The sequence below is a fragment of the Longibacter salinarum genome (assembly GCF_002554795.1).
GTDB classification, from domain to species: Bacteria; Bacteroidota; Rhodothermia; order Rhodothermales; family Salinibacteraceae; genus Longibacter; species Longibacter salinarum.
Genome location: NZ_PDEQ01000001.1, coordinates 720,216 through 736,676, shown reverse-complemented (window position 1 = coordinate 736,676; position 16,461 = coordinate 720,216). Strand labels below are relative to the sequence as shown.

Annotated in this window: 9 protein-coding genes and 2 tRNA genes; 5 read left to right on the top strand and 6 right to left on the bottom strand. The window is 59.5% G+C overall.

The features are described 5' to 3' along the window. The first annotated feature begins 80 nt into the window (after nucleotides 1–80). Nucleotides 81–1,958 carry an acetate--CoA ligase gene (gene acs, locus CRI94_RS02975; RefSeq protein ID WP_098074154.1) on the top strand — a complete coding sequence of 626 codons (1,878 nt, stop codon included), beginning with the start codon at nucleotides 81–83 and terminating at the stop codon, nucleotides 1,956–1,958. A 167-nt stretch (nucleotides 1,959–2,125) separates the two neighbouring features. Continuing rightward, nucleotides 2,126–2,686 (top strand): ClpP family protease, encoded by a 561-nt coding sequence (locus tag CRI94_RS02970; protein WP_098074153.1) that lies wholly within the window; start codon nucleotides 2,126–2,128, stop codon nucleotides 2,684–2,686. A 100-nt stretch (nucleotides 2,687–2,786) separates the two neighbouring features. Here CRI94_RS02970 and CRI94_RS02965 read toward each other — a convergent pair whose 3' ends face one another. Then, a complete protein-coding gene (locus CRI94_RS02965) occupies nucleotides 2,787–3,722 on the bottom strand; it encodes a hypothetical protein (RefSeq protein ID WP_098074152.1) in 936 nt (311 codons plus the stop codon). 101 nt (nucleotides 3,723–3,823) lie between these two features. Between CRI94_RS02965 and CRI94_RS17600 the strand changes: the two genes are divergently transcribed. Next, nucleotides 3,824–3,982, top strand: a complete 159-nt coding sequence (locus CRI94_RS17600; RefSeq protein WP_179862127.1) for a hypothetical protein — start codon at nucleotides 3,824–3,826, stop codon at nucleotides 3,980–3,982. 98 nt (nucleotides 3,983–4,080) lie between these two features. Here CRI94_RS17600 and CRI94_RS02960 read toward each other — a convergent pair. The 3 genes from CRI94_RS02960 to CRI94_RS02950 all read right to left on the bottom strand — a co-directional run bounded on the left by CRI94_RS02960 (nucleotide 4,081) and on the right by CRI94_RS02950 (nucleotide 5,546). Further along, nucleotides 4,081–4,153 (bottom strand) — tRNA-Phe (locus tag CRI94_RS02960). Between the two features lie 222 nt (nucleotides 4,154–4,375). Next, nucleotides 4,376–4,448 (bottom strand) — tRNA-Phe (locus tag CRI94_RS02955). A 204-nt stretch (nucleotides 4,449–4,652) separates the two neighbouring features. Next, nucleotides 4,653–5,546 carry an NAD(+)/NADH kinase gene (locus tag CRI94_RS02950; RefSeq protein ID WP_098074151.1) on the bottom strand — a complete coding sequence of 298 codons (894 nt, stop codon included), beginning with the start codon at nucleotides 5,544–5,546 and terminating at the stop codon, nucleotides 4,653–4,655. Between the two features lie 298 nt (nucleotides 5,547–5,844). Between CRI94_RS02950 and CRI94_RS02945 the strand changes: the two genes are divergently transcribed. Further along, nucleotides 5,845–8,163, top strand: coding sequence for an FAD-dependent oxidoreductase (locus tag CRI94_RS02945; RefSeq protein WP_098074150.1), 2,319 nt, complete (start codon nucleotides 5,845–5,847; stop codon nucleotides 8,161–8,163). A gap of 146 nt (nucleotides 8,164–8,309) precedes the next feature. After that, nucleotides 8,310–8,738, top strand: a complete 429-nt coding sequence (locus tag CRI94_RS02940) for a universal stress protein (protein WP_098074149.1) — start codon at nucleotides 8,310–8,312, stop codon at nucleotides 8,736–8,738. 286 nt (nucleotides 8,739–9,024) lie between these two features. Here the strand turns inward: CRI94_RS02940 and rnr are convergent, their stop codons facing one another. Both rnr and CRI94_RS02930 read right to left on the bottom strand, forming a co-directional pair. After that, nucleotides 9,025–11,208, bottom strand: a complete 2,184-nt coding sequence (gene rnr / locus CRI94_RS02935; protein ID WP_098074148.1) for a ribonuclease R — start codon at nucleotides 11,206–11,208, stop codon at nucleotides 9,025–9,027. A gap of 228 nt (nucleotides 11,209–11,436) precedes the next feature. Further along, nucleotides 11,437–16,260, bottom strand: coding sequence for a translocation/assembly module TamB domain-containing protein (locus CRI94_RS02930; protein WP_143815275.1), 4,824 nt, complete (start codon nucleotides 16,258–16,260; stop codon nucleotides 11,437–11,439). Nucleotides 16,261–16,461 lie beyond the last annotated feature (201 nt).

The window sequence follows — 16,461 nt, the reverse complement described above, 5'->3', positions numbered from 1 at the left end:
ACAGCGAGAGTAGCATGCAAAGGGTGTCATGTCTATGTTGAACCCCTGAACAGTATCTTCACTCTGACGCCGGTGTTGCCATGGCGATTGATCGCGTGCTTGAACAGGATGTCGTCTATCCGCCCCTTGATGATCTGGTGGATCAGGCGAACGTAACCGACTTCGATGCTGAATATCAGCGGAGCATCGATGACCCGGCGGGCTTCTGGTCGGACTGGGCCCAGAGATTCGAGTGGACGACACCGTGGAGTTCGGTGTTCGATGCTCAATTTCCGCATCACCGCTGGTTTGTTGGTGCGAAGACCAATATTACCGCCAACGCTCTGGATCGCCATGCCGATGGTCCGCGAGCGGACAAGACGGCTATTGTCGCGGTGAACGAGGACAATTCGAGTACCCGCTACACGTACGCCGAGCTGCGCAACCTCGTCTCGCGCTTTGCCAGTGGCCTCCAGTCACTCGGAATTGGCGTCGGCGATACGGTGATCATTTACATGCCGTTGACGATTGAGGGTATCATCGCGATGCTCGCATGCGCCCGCATCGGGGCGATCCACTCGGTTGTGTACGCGGGCATGGGCGTCGGCGCCCTCGCCAACCGAATCGAAGATATTGACGCGAAGGCGGTGATCGCAGGCGACGTTTCCATGCGTCGCGGGAAACCCGTGGACTTGACGGGGAACGTGTATGGTGCACTGGAGGAGGAGCCCGTCGATCACGTGATCTGGTTCCGTCGTGAGACGCAGCCGCAATCGAAGGGGGAGATCCAGTTTCATGACCTGATTCGGGACCATGAACCGGATTGCGATCCGGTGCCCGTAGACGCGGAGCACCCGCTTTTTGTGCTTTACACCTCTGGATCTACCGGTAAGCCCAAGGGCGTCGTTCACGTACACGGCGGCTACATGGTGGGAACGAGTTACCATCTCCGGAGCTTTTTCGATGTGAAGGATGATGACGTCTACTGGGCGACGTCGGACATCGGCTGGATCGTCGGGCACTCATACATCGTCTACGCTCCTCTTGTGGAGGGCGTGACGACGGTCTTCCGGGAAGGTGCGCCAGATCATCCTGATCCAGGCTCGATCTGGAAGGTCTCGGCTGAGCATGAAGTCAACGTCATGTTTACTGCTCCCACGGCCATCCGCATGTTCATGAAGCACGGCGAGGAGTATCCGCAGTCCCATGACCTGAGTTCGCTTCGCCTGATCGCCGTGGCCGGCGAACCGCTCAATCCGGAAGCCTGGCGATGGGCGTTTACGAATATCCTGGAGGAAAACGGATACGTCGTCGACAACTGGTGGCAAACGGAGCTTGGCGGGCCCACGATCGGAACGCCGATTACGATGTCGGCGAAGCCCGGGGCCGCGGGGGTGCCCCTTCCCGGGGTCGAGGCGTCCGTCGTGGACGCGGACGGAATGCACGTTCCGAGAGGGAAAGGCGGTCTGCTTGTCCTTAATCGACCGTTTCCGCACATGATGCGAACGATCTGGGACAACGACGCTCGCTACAAACAGTATTTTGATGAGGTGCCTGGCGACGTGTACTCCGCCGGTGACGTCGCGAGCATGGACGAAGACGGGTACATCAGCATTCTTGGTCGAAGCGACGATGTCCTGAACGTTGCCGGCCACCGAATTGGCACGGCAGATGTCGAGAGTGCTTTGATCGTCCATGATGCCGTCGCGGAGTCGGCGGTCATCGGAATTCCACATGAGGTGAAGGGAGAGGCGATCAAGGCTTTCGTCGTGCTGATGGATGGATACGAGGCCACCGAGGCGACCACGAAGAGCCTCGTGCAGCATGTCCGAACGGAGCTTGGGCCGATCGCAACACCGAGTGAGATCGAGTTTCGGGAGAAACTTCCGAAGACGCGATCTGGCAAGATCGTTCGACGACTGCTGAAGGCTGAAGAGGTCGGTGATGACCCGGGTGACCTCTCGACGCTCGAGGACTAAACGCGCGGAGGCTGCGGGCGTGTGCCTCTGTGCTCTTGGGCGCCGCGTTTTATCATCTCGACACGGGCAAAAGGGATCACGATGAGCCGATACAGGTGCAAACGGATGCAGTCGTCTCTTGAGACGGCACGTCATTCTCCTGTCCGCAGCCACCATCGTTTTGCCTGATGAGCCTTCCCGAGTTTATCCGTTCCGAACTCCCCGGTGTCTCCCGAAGCGATCGCACGCTTGTTCTGAGTCGTCCGATTGATGCGGATGTCGCATCCCAGCTCTCGCAGCACCTGATGTTGCTGGATCGAGAAGGGAACGACCCCGTCCGGTTGATGCTGACAAATGCCCCGGGAGGCGATGCGGAGGCGGCGTGCAGTCTGGTCGACGTGATGCGCGATATGGATGCACCGGTAACTGTAATTGCGGGTGGTGGTGTCCAGGGCGCCGGTCTTCTTTTGCTGACCGGCACGGACGAGCAACACCGCATCGCGTTGGAAAACGTACGTTTTCGCTTCGAGCCGCCTGAAATCTCCGCGGCCGCCGGCGAGTCGGTGGAGGACGTGGCGGACAGAAAAGCAGATTTGGAGCGGCGTGTGGTGCGTCTGCTTACAGAAGCGACGGGGCAGTCCGGAGCGCGCGTCCGGGAGGACCTGGCCTCGCATACGTCGCTCACCGCCGAGGAAGCGGTAATGTACGGCCTCGTTCACCGCATTATCATGCGATCGGACCGGTCGTAAATGACTTGAGGGGCAGGCCGACGTGTTCGATACGTGCGGCGCGGCAGAAAGCGTCCGTGCATCTGTCCATGCATCGGTTTCCGCCTCTTCGTCCGTGCTTCTACTCCGGCTTTGCCCCCTTCTTCTGGGGCTTCGCTCCCGAGGCAACCGCTTCTTTCGTTTCGACATCCTTTTTTGCCTTATCGGAGTCAGATTCGGCCTCTACGTCTTCGGGCGTCTCGTCTTCGGCCATCTTCGTCGGGGGATGAGGCGAATGGTGGGGGAAAGGTGCATCAGGTGATGCGGAATCAAGTTCCCGCTCAAGAGAGTGCTCCGGTTCCGGCACGTATGTCGCAGAAGGGGACTCGAAGTCCAGAGAGTCGACATCGACGACCGGCGGACCATCCATTTCGAGCAGCGCCGCGGCACGTTGCATCCAGGTCGTCGCGTCGGATGTAGCGTAAAGATGGCCATTGGGCGACTTTGCGGGCCCCATCAGTGTTCGTGGAGGCTGGCTTCGCTCGGCTTCCCGGAGGTACTGCGGGTGAGGCTCTGGAGCGTGATTCTCGGTGTATCGAGCGTATCGCATTTCAAATTCGCGCAAGATCCGTAGGAGGGTTGCGGCCCGGACCTCGGCTTCGTATGTCGCCGCGACGAGTGTTCGATGGACCTCTCGGACATGGCTGGCATTGGCTTCGTACAATGTCTGGGCGCGCTCTTCCAGCCGAGCTTCGACCATCGTGATCGCTTTTCGAGATTGCCGGGCTTCCCGGTTGGCCGCATTGACGTTCGCCTGTGCCTTTTGAAGTTCTTCCTCGGCGGTTTCCGCGGCGTCCTGGGGGAGCAGACCGGCCATCACCCGGGCGACAAGATCGTCGGCGTCTGCGAGTAGGGAAGGGAGTGGACGGCTCGCGGCCTGAGCACGTCCTTCTGCATCCTCCTTTTGCTTCTGAAGACGCTGCAGTCGATCCAGTAATTCATTCCCGGTGTCGTCCTCGTCAAGGGTTGTAACCTGCACGTGAGGAATGTCGATCGGTGCCTCCTCAAAGATCTTCATCGGGCAATCTGGTCGATGTCTGTAGTTCAAAATCTCTATCGTACCGGACGAATGCACATTCACCCTGGAGGGCCTGGTGTCCATCACGTGCACGTCTAATTATGATACGAAAAGACTCTGGATCGGTGCGACCGAACGGACAGGATCTGCGTGTGCGGGAAAATCGCAATCACAAGGCGGAGAACGTCTACCTTGTCGGAGACGAGTGCCCCGTGCCAGACACCTCGAACGAGGACGAAACTGCGGGATGGGGCCCATAGGAGAGCGTGCTGATCGGTTGCCCGAAAAAAGAATTGGGGCAAAGAAAAAGCACCTCACGCCGTCGAGCGTGAGGTGCTTCGTGCAAAATAGAAAGGTGTGGTCAGGGGCGGATTCGAACCGCCGACACACGGCTTTTCAGGCCGTTGCTCTACCAACTGAGCTACCTGACCGAATGTGAGGCACCGGGCGGTCGCTACCGCCGATACAATGCGAAGGTAGGCTCCGCTCACGCCCGTGTCAATCCCGCCGCTTTTGATTCACTGCGAGTTCAGAATCTCGTCGAAGACGAACCACTTGATGGCGGTGCGATCTCCAAAGGATGCTACGACGGCCGCGTGCCGAGAGGAAAACAGAAAACGCCCCTCCGGAGCGGGCCGGGAGACGTTTTGGAGTGGTCAGGGGCGGATTCGAACCGCCGACACACGGCTTTTCAGGCCGTTGCTCTACCAACTGAGCTACCTGACCATCGCAGGCACGGGAAGGCACTTCGCAGCAGTTTCCGGCGCCGGATCTCCCTCAACCTTCTCTCTCAAGAAAGGTTCGCTCGAATCGAAGCAGATCGGCTTGTTCACAGGGATTCTGCAAAGAGATGGTGGGACCGTACAGGGGAGCGCGAGGGATCGTGTTTGGTAACGAAGGTGGGGAATGTTTAGTCGGGTTTCGGTCGACTTATCGTTCCTCTTTCGTGGAGCGACTGACGCCCCACATTAGCTTCTTCCGGAGGGTTTTGAAGAAGTGTTGGCCGCCGAGCTTGACGAGGTTCACCGTGTGTTCGGCTCTCTGCACCGTAAACTGAAGGTCGTGCGTGTCGAGGACCGTGCTTCGGCCGTCTGCAGCAAACACGTACGGCTGGTCGTTTCCGAGAACGCGCGCGTTGATTTCGACCGATCCCGGCAGGACGATGGGGCGGACGGTCAATGTGTGAGGCGCAATTGGAGTCAGAATAATACCATCTACGCCCGGCGTAAGGATCGGGCCTCCGGTGGAGAGCGAGTATGCCGTCGATCCCGTCGGCGTCGACATGATGAGGCCATCGGCCCAGTATGTATTTAACTCCTCTCCGTCGACACGAACGTCAATTTCGATGAGACCGGCTTCGCCGCTGCGGTCCAGCACGAATTCATTGAGTGCCCAGGCGACATCCAAAATGTCGCTCTCCGGAGTGGTCGCCTCAAGAACCATCCGCTCCTCAATCGAATAGTCGCCGGCTTCAATCGCATAGATTGCTTCAAACAGATCTTCGACCTCGATGTCAGCCAGAAATCCGAGGCGTCCGATGTTGACGCCCAGCACGGGGGTTGCGTTTGGACCGGTTTCATGCGTCGTGCGGAGAAGCGTCCCATCACCGCCAAACGAAAGCACGATGTCGCTTTCTTTGGCAAGGCGTTCCGCATCGAGCTCATCGCAGATTGTGCCGTCAATGAGATCCCGTTCGCGAAGTCCATCGGCGATCGGCTGATGGAGACAGAATGGCATCTCTTTTTCCGATAGCCATTCGATGAGACGGTGCATCGGAGGCCATATTTGCGACTTCGTCGGGTTTCCGGTCAGGCCGTAGATCATGCGCGAGTAAGATGAGCTAGAAAGCAGCGGAAATGCATCGGATGGGCATCGCCATCCGTCCGGGAACGGTGCAAGGTAGGGAACGACCTCGTAAGTTGCAGACGGTAACGGAAACGATGTCGCACAGGTTTTTGCCGGTGACCGTCCGGTCCGAGCCGGCACGTACGGGCGCTAGTGAATGTTTACAGACGACGTACACCATCAGGGGAGCGCATTTCTCTTCCGTGCGTAACGAACGATACGTGTCGAGGACTCATTTCTCGTCGGTCTCCCCCTCTGTTTTAGCATCTGCTCTCACATGCTGCACGCGCTCCAACGCTACGCGGACTGGCTTCATCTACAGTGGCCCGCTGGAGAGGTTGAAAAACTTCCCCGCGTGGACGATGACTATCGAACGAATGTCGAGGGCGTATACGTCGTCGGTGATCTTGCTGGCATCCCGCTGCTGAAGTTCTCGATTGACAGCGGTGTAAAAGCCGTTCGGCATGCAGCGAATGATTTGAACCTTGCCGGGCGAGGGGACGGCGCGCCATCCGATCCACCCGAGGGAACGGAGGACGATCCGGTTCCGATCGCTGTTCTTGGTGCGGGGGCCGCAGGGATGGCCGCCGCACGGGAAGCACAGTCTCTCGGCATCGACACGATCGTTCTAGAAGCCAATCGGCGCTTCGCGACGATCAAGGATTTCCAGAAAGGGAAGCCGATCTACACGTACCCTCAGAGCATGACGCCGGAGGGAGACCTGACGGTTTCTGCGGACGTGAAAGAAGCGCTCGTCGAAGAGCTGGAGGCCCAGACTCAGGATCTCCCCGTTCGGACCTTCGATGCGGACCGCATCGCTCGGCGCGGCGAATTGCTTGTGGTGGAGAGCGAGAGCGGAGAGAAGGTCTTTGCGGAACGCGTCATCGTTGCGATTGGACGGAGCGGCAACTTCCGAAGCCTTGGCGTTCCGGGGGAGGACCGCGATTTCGTGCATCACCGCCTCCACGACCCTACGAAATGGAAGGGCCGCAACGTGCTCGTCATCGGCGGCGGGGACTCGGCACTGGAAGCGGCGATCGCGCTGACAGAAGCGGGAGCACAGGTCACGCTCTCGTATCGGCGCGAAGAGTTTGTGCGGCCGAAGCCGGATAACATCGATCGCGCGTACGCGCTTGCCACGTACCACGGAGGAGAGGGATCATTGCGCCTGAAAATGGCGACGGATGTTGAAGCGATTGGTGATGAGCAGGTCGTCCTCTCCGGGACCGATGAGCAGGAAACGATTGACACGGAGGCAGTCTACGCGATGATCGGACGCGAGGCCCCACTCGACTTCTTCCGCCGATCCGGCATTCGCCTTCGCAACGACTTCGGCGATCTGCCAAACACGCTCAAAGACGCCGTCTCGAGCGTAGACTGGCTGTCCAATGTACTTTGGCGCCGCGTGGGAGCGTTTGCCGCATTCTTCCTCTTCATGTGCGCCGTATACAGCTGGAAGGATGGAGGCATCGTTCAGGAGTGGGCAAAGAGCGTGAACCTTTTCCCCTTCAGTCTCTCTGGTGACCCGAATGCCACCGGCCTGTGGTCAATCATCACCACGTCGGCCACGAAACCCTCGTTCTATTACACGTTGGCGTATTCTGCTATCGTCGTCATCTTCGGATTTCGGCGAATACGGCGAAGGCAGACGCCGTACATCCGCGTGCAGACGCTCACACTGATGGCGGTTCAGGTCCTTCCCCTGTTCATTTTGCCAGAGATTGTCCTGCCCTATTTCGGTGCGAACGGACTTCTTCCGGCTGGATTTCTCGACGCACTGTTTCCAACAAGCGAATGGGCCGTCCATGGGCGGGAGTACTGGCGGGCCTACGGCTTTATTCTCGCCTGGCCGCTTCTTGTCTACAACGTCTTTACCGCGGAGCCGCTGTGGTGGTGGATCGGCATCTGCTTCGTTCAAACGTTCGTCCTGATCCCCGGAATGATTTACTTCTGGGGCAAGGGCGCGTACTGTGGCTGGATCTGCTCATGTGGCGCGCTTGCCGAAACGCTTGGGGATCAGCACCGGGACAAGATGCCCCATGGAGAGGGGTGGAATAAATTTAACCTCGCGGGCCAGGTCATCATGGTGCTCGCCTTTGTGCTCCTGTTTCTCCGAATCGGCGGGTGGGTGTTTCCTGGAGGTTGGATGGAGCAGGCATTCAACCAGGTCATGTTCGGAAGCCTGTTCGGCTTGCAGCTCAACTACGCCTGGGTCGTGGACGTCGTCCTCGCCGGCATGATTGGCTACGGCGTCTACTTCTGGCTCTCCGGTCGCTTCTGGTGCCGTTTCCTGTGTCCGCTCGCCGCGCTGATGCACATTTACGCGCGGTTCAGCCGGTTCCGGATCCTCGCTGATAAGGAGAAATGCATCTCCTGCAACGTGTGCACGAGCGTGTGCCATCAGGGCATCGACGTCATGGCTTTTGCGCAGAAGGGGGAGCCAATGGACGATCCGGAGTGCGTGCGGTGCTCGGCCTGTGTGCAGAGTTGCCCGACAGGGGTGCTGAGCTTCGGTCAGGTGGATCCATCGACCGGCGCGTTCATCTCTCGGGATTCACTTGAAGCCTCCGCCGCTCGCATCCGAGAGGGGGCGTGAGTGCTCCAGGAAACACGCCAGGCCAGGTTGGGCCAATAGCGCTTAGTGGAAAAGAAGAAAAGGCTTGCGTATCCGCCCCAAGTGTCATTAGCATATCGACACGATATTCCTCGCCGCCGTTTCGGATCAGCCAACCCTTTTCGTTTATGTACGACGCCGTCCTGATTCCCGTCGACCTGTCCGCAACCAACGATCTTGTTCTTGAGAAAGCGAAAAGCCTGGCCCGGGCGGGCGAAACGGAGGTCACGCTGCTCCATGTGATCGAGATGCTCGACGACATCACGCTGGATGATGACCCGGAATTCTACGAGGAGCTGCGGGAGAACGCCGAAAAGAAGATCACGGATTGGGCGGAGAAACTCACGGAAGCCGGATTCGACGTTACTGCGGAAGTCAAATACGGAGAAAGTGGACAGGGCCAGGAGATCGTCGCGACCGCGCGGGAGCTTCCGGCAGACCTGATCGTCATGCGCTCCCACGTTGTGGACCCGGACGAGTCCCGGGAGCAGGTCGGTACGGTTAGCCATCAGGTCGCGCTCTTTGCCCCATGCAGCGTCCTACTCGTTCGTAGCTAGCCGGTTAGCCGACGCGAGCGGAAGAGGAGGGAGAGGTGTGTACGCTTGTCGCATAGGACGAGGAGGAGACACCGAACGCTGAATTGGGGCAGCCTGCCTCGTTCGCGGATTGATTCACGACGGGAACTGTATCATCACGGAAAGGCGGTGCTCGGAGACGGGCATCGCTATTTTCCATGCTTGCGGTGGCGTGCCCAAGCTGGCTGGACGAGCCAAATAAAATCCCCCGATTGCCATCACGGCAATCGGGGGAAGAGGAACGGTTAAAACCGGACCGGGGATCTGGTTAGTCTTCGTCGTTGGCGAAGAGCAGATCGATCTGACGTTTCTCAACGTCCACGTTCGTCACCTGTACGGTGCACTCGTCGCCCGGTCGATACGATTTGCCGGTGTGTTCGCCCTCCATCGTGTACGTGGTTTCATCGTACATGTAGTAGTCGTCGTCCATCTCGCGAACGTGGACGAGACCCTCGACAAGGAGATCAGTGAGCTCGACAAACACGCCGAACTTTGTGACGCCGCTTACGACGCCCTTGAAGCTGTCACCGACGTGCTGCTGCGTGTATTCCACCTGTTTCAGCTTCACAGATTCGCGCTCCGCCTGCTCCGCGTTCCGCTCCTGTTCGGAGCAATGCTCGCAGATTTCCTGTAGCGTACTCTTCTGCGGCGGCTTGCCGGAGGTTGCGTATCGCTTCAGGAGACGGTGGACGACGAGGTCTGGATACCGACGAATGGGACTCGTGAAGTGCGAGTAGAAGTCGAACCCGAGCCCGAAGTGGCCGATGTTCTTCACGTTGTACTCGGCCTTGGACATCGCCCGAAGAGCGGCCCGGGTGATGACGGTTTCCTCTGCCGATCCGCGCACTTCGTCGATCAAATCGCCGAGGTCCTGCGACGTCACGTTGCCGTCGGTGATTGGCAGGTCGTATCCGAATACCTTCACGTATTCCGCCAACTGGCGAATCCGCTCGCCGTCCGGATTGTCGTGGATGCGGTACACGAAGGGAAGAGGCTCGCTTCGGTTCTTGTATGCGCCGTCTGCGACACGCTTGTTGGCATCTTTGCCACCGATGTGACGCGCCACCGTTTTGTTCGCGAGAAGCATGAACTCCTCAATCAGACGGTTGGCTTCCATGCGCTGCTTGCGCACGATGTTTTCCGGGTTGCCCTTCTCGTCGAGGATGACTTTCACCTCATCGCTACCAAAGTCGATTGCGCCCTCGCGCATGCGCTTCTTCGTCAGCGTCTTGGCGAGCCGGTTGGCTTGAACGATCTTCGGCGCAATGTCGTGCCGCGGGTGCCCGCCATCGATGTACGTCTGTGCCTGATCGTACGTGAGGCGCTTCTTCGAGTGAATGACGGACTCGTGGATGTCATAGTCGACCACGTCTCCGTGCCGGTTGATCTCCAGCATGACGGAGAAGGCGCACTTGTCCTCCTTCGGTCGGAGCGAGCATACCTTGTTCGACAGTTTCTCCGGCAGCATCGGGATCGTACGGTCCACGAGGTAGGTGCTCGTGGCGCGCTCCAGTGCTTCGTCGTCGAGCGGAGAGTTGGGCTCGACGTAGTGGCTTACGTCGGCGATATGGACACCAACTTCGAAGTGTCCGTTGTCGAGCTCGTTGATGTGGATCGCATCATCGAAATCCTTCGCATCGTCCGGGTCGATCGTGAAGATAAACTCATCACGCAGGTCAACACGGCGTTCAACTTCGGATGCGGGAATCTCTTCGTCGATCGCTTCCGCGGCCGCTTCAACCTCCTCCGGAAAGTCGGCCTTGACGTCCATGCTCATGGCGAGCGAAAGGACGCGCACATTCGGGTCCGCTGCGTCGCCGATGACGCGCAGGATGCGGCCCTCGGGAGAGGCTTTCCGGTCTTCGAAGCGGTCGATGGACACGACGACTTTCTGTCCGTCCTCTGCGCCATTAAAGGCTTCCTGGGGGACGAACACGTCCTGTGGAATTCGCTGATCGTCCGGGTCGACGAACGCGAAGTGGCCCATGTGTTTGAACGTTCCGACGACCTTGGTCCGGCGACGTTCAATAACTTCCAGGACTTCGCACTCGCGTTTCTTGTCCTTTCCGCCCGACTTGGCAGCAATTCCGACACGAACGAGGTCGCTGTCGAGCGCCTCGCCCATGTTATACTCACGGATAAAGTACTCCTCGTCTTCTTCCGTGTCCTCGACAAACCCGTAGCCATGGGGCGTGACGTGGAGGATTCCAACGCGGCGGTTGCCGACGGGTTTGTGCTGGTACTTTCGCTTCTTTCGGCGGACCAGCTTCTGCGATGCCAGATCGGCGATCACGTCGCAGAACGTGAGGTACCGATCGTGGTCTTTGATATGAAGGGCACTCGAGATCTCATTTGCGCGATACCACTTATCGGAGTGGTTGCGGAGAAAGTCGAGTGTTTGTTTGCGGAGCTTCTTCTTGTCCGCGGAAGCCGTTTCTGGACGTGCGTTCACGTATGGTAAGTCATCAACTAAAAGAGATGCGACGGCGCCTGTCCGGAACGGCCAGTAGGGGACCGTAACCCGACGTGCGTTGCCGCGCTAGAAAGATCAATCCTCAAACGTAACGTCGTGCAATGTCGTTCGCCGATTTGAGCACATGATAGGCCCAGGCCTGTGAAGACTTGACACGAAGCGCACTAAATACAGCCCGAAAGGGGCGTGGGAGGGCAATCCCCGGCGTTACTCGTCCTCACGCCCGGCAACGGCTTCGGATGGATCCTGGTCGTCGGGAGACGGAGCATCATCCGTGTCCGGTTGGGGCCCGTCGCCTGGAAGAAGCCATCCGAATAGCTGGTAGAAGAGATGCTTCCACGTGGGAAACTCGGTCTGGTACGAGAGTCCGGCGCCGGTCGTATTCGTGAGCGTCTGGCGGGTGACGTCGTCTCCTGCCCGGCGATAGAAGACCTCGACCGAAACGGTGCGGCTGAGACGGACCTCCACGACAAACTCTCCCTGCGGTCCACTGGCTTCGGGCTGGTCGGGTTCATTTCCGGTGTACACGCCTTCGCCCCGGATGATCAATCGTTCGTTGAGAAGGCGGAGCGCGACACCGTAAATGATGTCTAGGTCCTCGGGGTCTTCGCCGGACACACCGAGGTTGACGTCCACGTTCGGAAGCGCCTCGGACAGGTACCGATTCAGCTGGCTGGCAACAAGCTGGGACACGCTGTTGAACGCAAGTTGGTTACCGGCTTCGGCGATGCGGCTTTGCTGCTCCGAAGACGCACCTCCTGTGGTGAGCGTCGACGTCGTGAGGAGGAACGTATTCGTCAGCAGCACGCTCGTCGCGTACTCGGTTGCGAGGTCGTCCTGGTTCAGGATGGCGTCGAGCGTCTGGTCGCCAACAAGGCCCGACCGCTGGTCACGGGCCACAGAAAGGCTCAGATCCACGCGGGGCGTTTCGACGCGTCCGGTAATGTCCAGCTCGACAATGACCGGGATGCGACCGGCATACTGCTCTTCATTCGGAAGGCCTGCAGGCGACGCACGGGTTCGGTAGGCTGCGGAGAGATTCATAGACGCATTTACGGGGTCGCCGTCCCACGTTAGCGTTCCACCGTCGATGCTGAATCGTCGGACGAACACCTCACCTGCAGTGAACAGGTAGTCTCCGCCCTCGACCTCGTAGGTGCCGTACACGAAAAACTCTCCTTCCTGTCGCTGGAGCTGGACGCGACCGGACCCAATCGCAGTCACGACGTCGCCGACAAGCGGATCGAAGACGAGGTGGACGGTGGAGCCTTCTGGCGCGAGGATATTGAGATCTAGCTCGAGCCCGTCGAGGAACGACGGTTCGCCTACGGGTCGGTCAGAAAGAAGGTTGTCGCGACGCGTAAGGTCTCTGAGGTCGGGCAGTTGACCGGTGCTGTCGGCGAAGATGATATACCCCGATTCCTCGGAGACATCTTCCTCGAGGACCGGAATGAAGAGCTCGCTGTCCGGTGTCGTCCGGGCACCGGGTGAGCGGAGCGTGGCATCAGACAGCGGGCCGGTCAGCGAGGCCGGGCCGGAGGCGCGGATTGTACCGTAGAACGGCAGATCGTCTGAGTCCTCCACGTCGATCACCATCATTTCGCGGAGCTGTGCCGCGAGGTCGAAGGAGAAAAACCTGTATTCGTTGAAAAGAATGCTTCCGTCAATATCGGCAACGCCGTCGTCTGAATCCTCGACCCGGACGCCCGCGAGGTGAATGCCGGCCTCGTCGACCATGACATCCCCAGCGATGTCATAATCGAGGTTGAATCGTGGAAGGGTGAAATCACCATCCGCGACCCGCATGTCGGCGTCGAAGAGTGGGTCGGTGAACGAGCCGCCGATGTGCGCCTGGCCCGCCGTGTAGCCGCTCACTTTCGTGATCGTGTCCTGAAAAATGTACTCGAAGAAGAACAGGTCGGCCCGTTGGACGGACAGTTTAAGATCGAGCGGGTCGCCGGCAAGCGTGTCGGCACCGCTGATGGGAAGGCGAACACGGCCGTTTAGCGACAGCGTGTTATCTTCGACGGTTCGAATCCCTCCGGGCACGAGCGTTGGTCCGGAGGTGGCGGTGTCCGGCCGCACGGTGAGCTGCATGGCGACGTCAGGCGACCTCGTGTCGTATGTTGCGCTCAGCCCGATGGCGCCGAGCAGACGTCGGTCCACGGAGAACCGTCCGATGTTCAGGTTCGTGCGGACGACGGGCTCGGTCCACTTCCCGCTCATCTCGATTTCCCCGTCGAGCCGTCCGGCCACAGGCCGCTTCAGTTTGAGTAGATCCGACACCGGGTAGAGGAGCACGTTTTCGGCCCGAGCCACAAGACGGTCCTGATCCCGCGGCGTGAGCCGGCCGGAAACGCTGATCTTTTGCAGGCCACCTTCCTGTGGACGAAGACTCTCTACGACGAGGGGCTCAACAATGACGCCGTCGGAATACACGTCGATCGTGGACGTGCCCGGATGGCTCCATGAAATGTCGCCGATGGCAGCCGAAAGATCCCGAACGTTGATCACGTTGCGGGACGGAAGAATCCGGATACCGGTAGCAAGAACGAACGGTCCTGCACGGCCTTTTCGATCTGTCGTCACCCGGAAATCGCCCTCTCTTTCTTTGTACTGAAACGAAAGGCGGGGAGTGGCCACGGACAGGCTTCCTACAGCCGCCGAGTGGGCAACCACTTCGAGTCGCGTCGCCGTGGATTCGACGAGCGGGCGATCCATTGATGCATTTAGGGTGAGGCCAGCGCTGAGGGAATCGATGCGGGTCTGGTTGAAGGTGTATCTGTCTGCCTGCAGCGTCCCCTGAACGTTAATCGTGTCCGCGTCGGCTTGCGCGTGCATCGAAGAGCTCAGTCCATCGGAGAGGGGAGGGAGCGCCGGGAGCCAGAGCTGCAGAATGGAGGCATCGCGGATGGTCGCGGTTACGCCGAGTTCCGCCTGGCCATCGATTCCGGCTTCTGCCATCAGTTCGCGAACGGAGTCGCGTCGCGCTCGACGCGAGGGGAGAGGAACGTCCTCCGATGAGGACAGAAGCCCGTCCGCCGGCGTCGAAGCAGTCTTCGGTCGTGCAGATGGAGGCAGGTCTGAACCGGTTACAGCGAGAGTTTGGGGCATCGGTTTGTCAGCCGCCTCACGAGCTCCCGTTGCAAGCTGGCTTCCCCAGTGTCGCGCGAGCGCCGGAAGAACACGGGCGTTCAGAGTCCCTCTAGCCGTAAGGTTTAGCACCGAGCCGTCCACCTGCAGCCGCTGCTGATTGTCCGCGTCAGGGCGCGTTAGATCCACCGTCAGACGGTGCGGGCGCAGGAGACGAAGGCTGTCGTGGGGGGCAATCTGCGATGAATCGACGTCAAGGGTTAGCGACCCCGATGCATCTGCATACCCCTGGAAATGTCCCTCGCTCTGCACCTGAGCGAAGAGGGAGGACGATGGGAGCGAGCCAGGGAGCGGTTCGAGGTCGAAGGCCGTGGTCGCAATCGTTAAGCCGTATTCGGATCGTTCGCCGGTGGCATCAAAGCGCGCGTCGAGATCCAACCGGCCTCCACCTGCCTGTTCGATCATGACGGTTCCGCGACCCGCCCGGCCGGTCACGATGACATTCACGCGCGCGCTGTCAAGCTGTTGATCTCCTATGCGTGACTCCGATAACTCGAGGGTGACATCGGTATCGAGGCTGTCGACCGTCGCCCCGCGGCCCGTGCCTGTGAGTCGTCCATTGATGCGACCACCGAGGGCGTCTCGTTTTGTAAGTGGGGCGAGATCGAGACGGTCAACATCTAGTTCTGCGGAGTACTGGATCGCGGCATTTCGCTTTCTCTGTACGGCGAGGTCGCCCTGCGCATCACCGATGTCTGTCGAGGCGGTAAGGGACGCGCTCACGTCGAATGGGGCGCTGGGGTCGCCCGTAAGGTCGATCACGCCGCGGGAGAAAAACGACATCTCGACATTGTTCAGGGCCGCCACCCGATCGGGTAGCGGTTGGTTGAGAACGGTTTCGACATCCGAACGACGCAGTCGTGCATCCTGCACACGGATGTCGTAATCGAGAGAATCCGGAAGACCAAGCGCCGTACCCTGTATCGACAGACGGGACGATCCGTGTCGGATCTGGAAGGTATCAAGCAGGAAGCCAGACGGCGGACCGATGATTCGGCCATTAACCGTCACCAGATCTCGAAGTGGGACTCGGGGTACGACCCGGGAAACCTCGTTGAAGTCGATACGGCTCTCTGCCAGCGTGACATCGACATTGGGTTCGCCGTGCTCCGTCATGGTGATCGACCCGCTCATCCTGAGGTCCGTGGCGCCGGTCGAGACGCGTGTCTGCCGGACGGTCCACGTGTCGTTCTCTCGGACGATTTGCCCCTGGACGGCGGAAAAAGAGAGGTCCGCGTCGGGGACATCGAACGTGACATCGTACACTTCAATCAGCTTTTCGCGGCCGGACCAGTCGACCGTTCCCTGTGCATTGAAATCTTCGATTCCAGCACGAGTGTAGTCGAAAAGCCAGTCGGATCGAACGGCATCGGGAGGGGAGCCGTCCCGTGTCGTCGTGAACCGGCCGTTTTCGATGCGAATGTCAGCCGCCGTTATGCCGATCCGGGTCTCTGCGGTCGACGGGCGGACCCTGTGCAGTGCTTTCTGAAGCGACCAGCGCCCAGACGCGTCTCGGTGGGCGGTGATTGACGGTCTGTGGAGCGTGATCGAGCGAATCGAGAGTTCACGGGTCAGGAGCTGCAACCAACGGGGACGGACGGTGACCGAATCGATGGAAATAACGTCGTTCCCAGTCGGATCGAGGACCCGTACGTCGGAGGCATAGAGGTCATTGACAAGGTTGCCTCGGAGTCGCTCAATCTCCAGCGATCCGGCGAATTGCCGATTGAACTGGACCTCGATTTGATCGCGCAGTCTGTCGCGACCCACGTCCGTTCGCGTCAGCGCGAAAAAGACGATTGCAGCCAGCAGGCATAGGTATAGAATTCCCTGCAGGGTCCGCGAGAAGTACTTAGATATGGTGCTGGAGGAAGACAACGCGTAGAGCTGCAGTCAGCAGGGGGATGGTCCGACGTTTCGTGACGAACGTCGGGTGGAAATCAGAAGGATGTAAATGCTGCAGTTGTTGGACGGTGGCGTGGAGGCCGGAGTTCTGTCCCGCATCGGTCAAGCGTATCGCGATACGGTCGGATGATGGACCGGTCTGATTCCGACGATCACTCGCCGCGATCCCGACAG

Excerpts from the sequence above, each read along its gene's own strand:
- CRI94_RS02970 (WP_098074153.1), top strand. The coding sequence starts at position 2,126 with ATGAGCCTTCCCGAGTTTATCCGTTCCGAACTCCCCGGTGTCTCCCGA.
- acs (WP_098074154.1), top strand. The coding sequence starts at position 81 with ATGGCGATTGATCGCGTGCTTGAACAGGATGTCGTCTATCCGCCCCTT.
- CRI94_RS02945 (WP_098074150.1), top strand. The coding sequence starts at position 5,845 with ATGCTGCACGCGCTCCAACGCTACGCGGACTGGCTTCATCTACAGTGG.
- CRI94_RS02940 (WP_098074149.1), top strand. The coding sequence starts at position 8,310 with ATGTACGACGCCGTCCTGATTCCCGTCGACCTGTCCGCAACCAACGAT.
- CRI94_RS02965 (WP_098074152.1), bottom strand. The coding sequence starts at position 3,722 with ATGAAGATCTTTGAGGAGGCACCGATCGACATTCCTCACGTGCAGGTT.
- CRI94_RS02950 (WP_098074151.1), bottom strand. The coding sequence starts at position 5,546 with ATGATCTACGGCCTGACCGGAAACCCGACGAAGTCGCAAATATGGCCT.
- CRI94_RS17600 (WP_179862127.1), top strand. The coding sequence starts at position 3,824 with ATGATACGAAAAGACTCTGGATCGGTGCGACCGAACGGACAGGATCTG.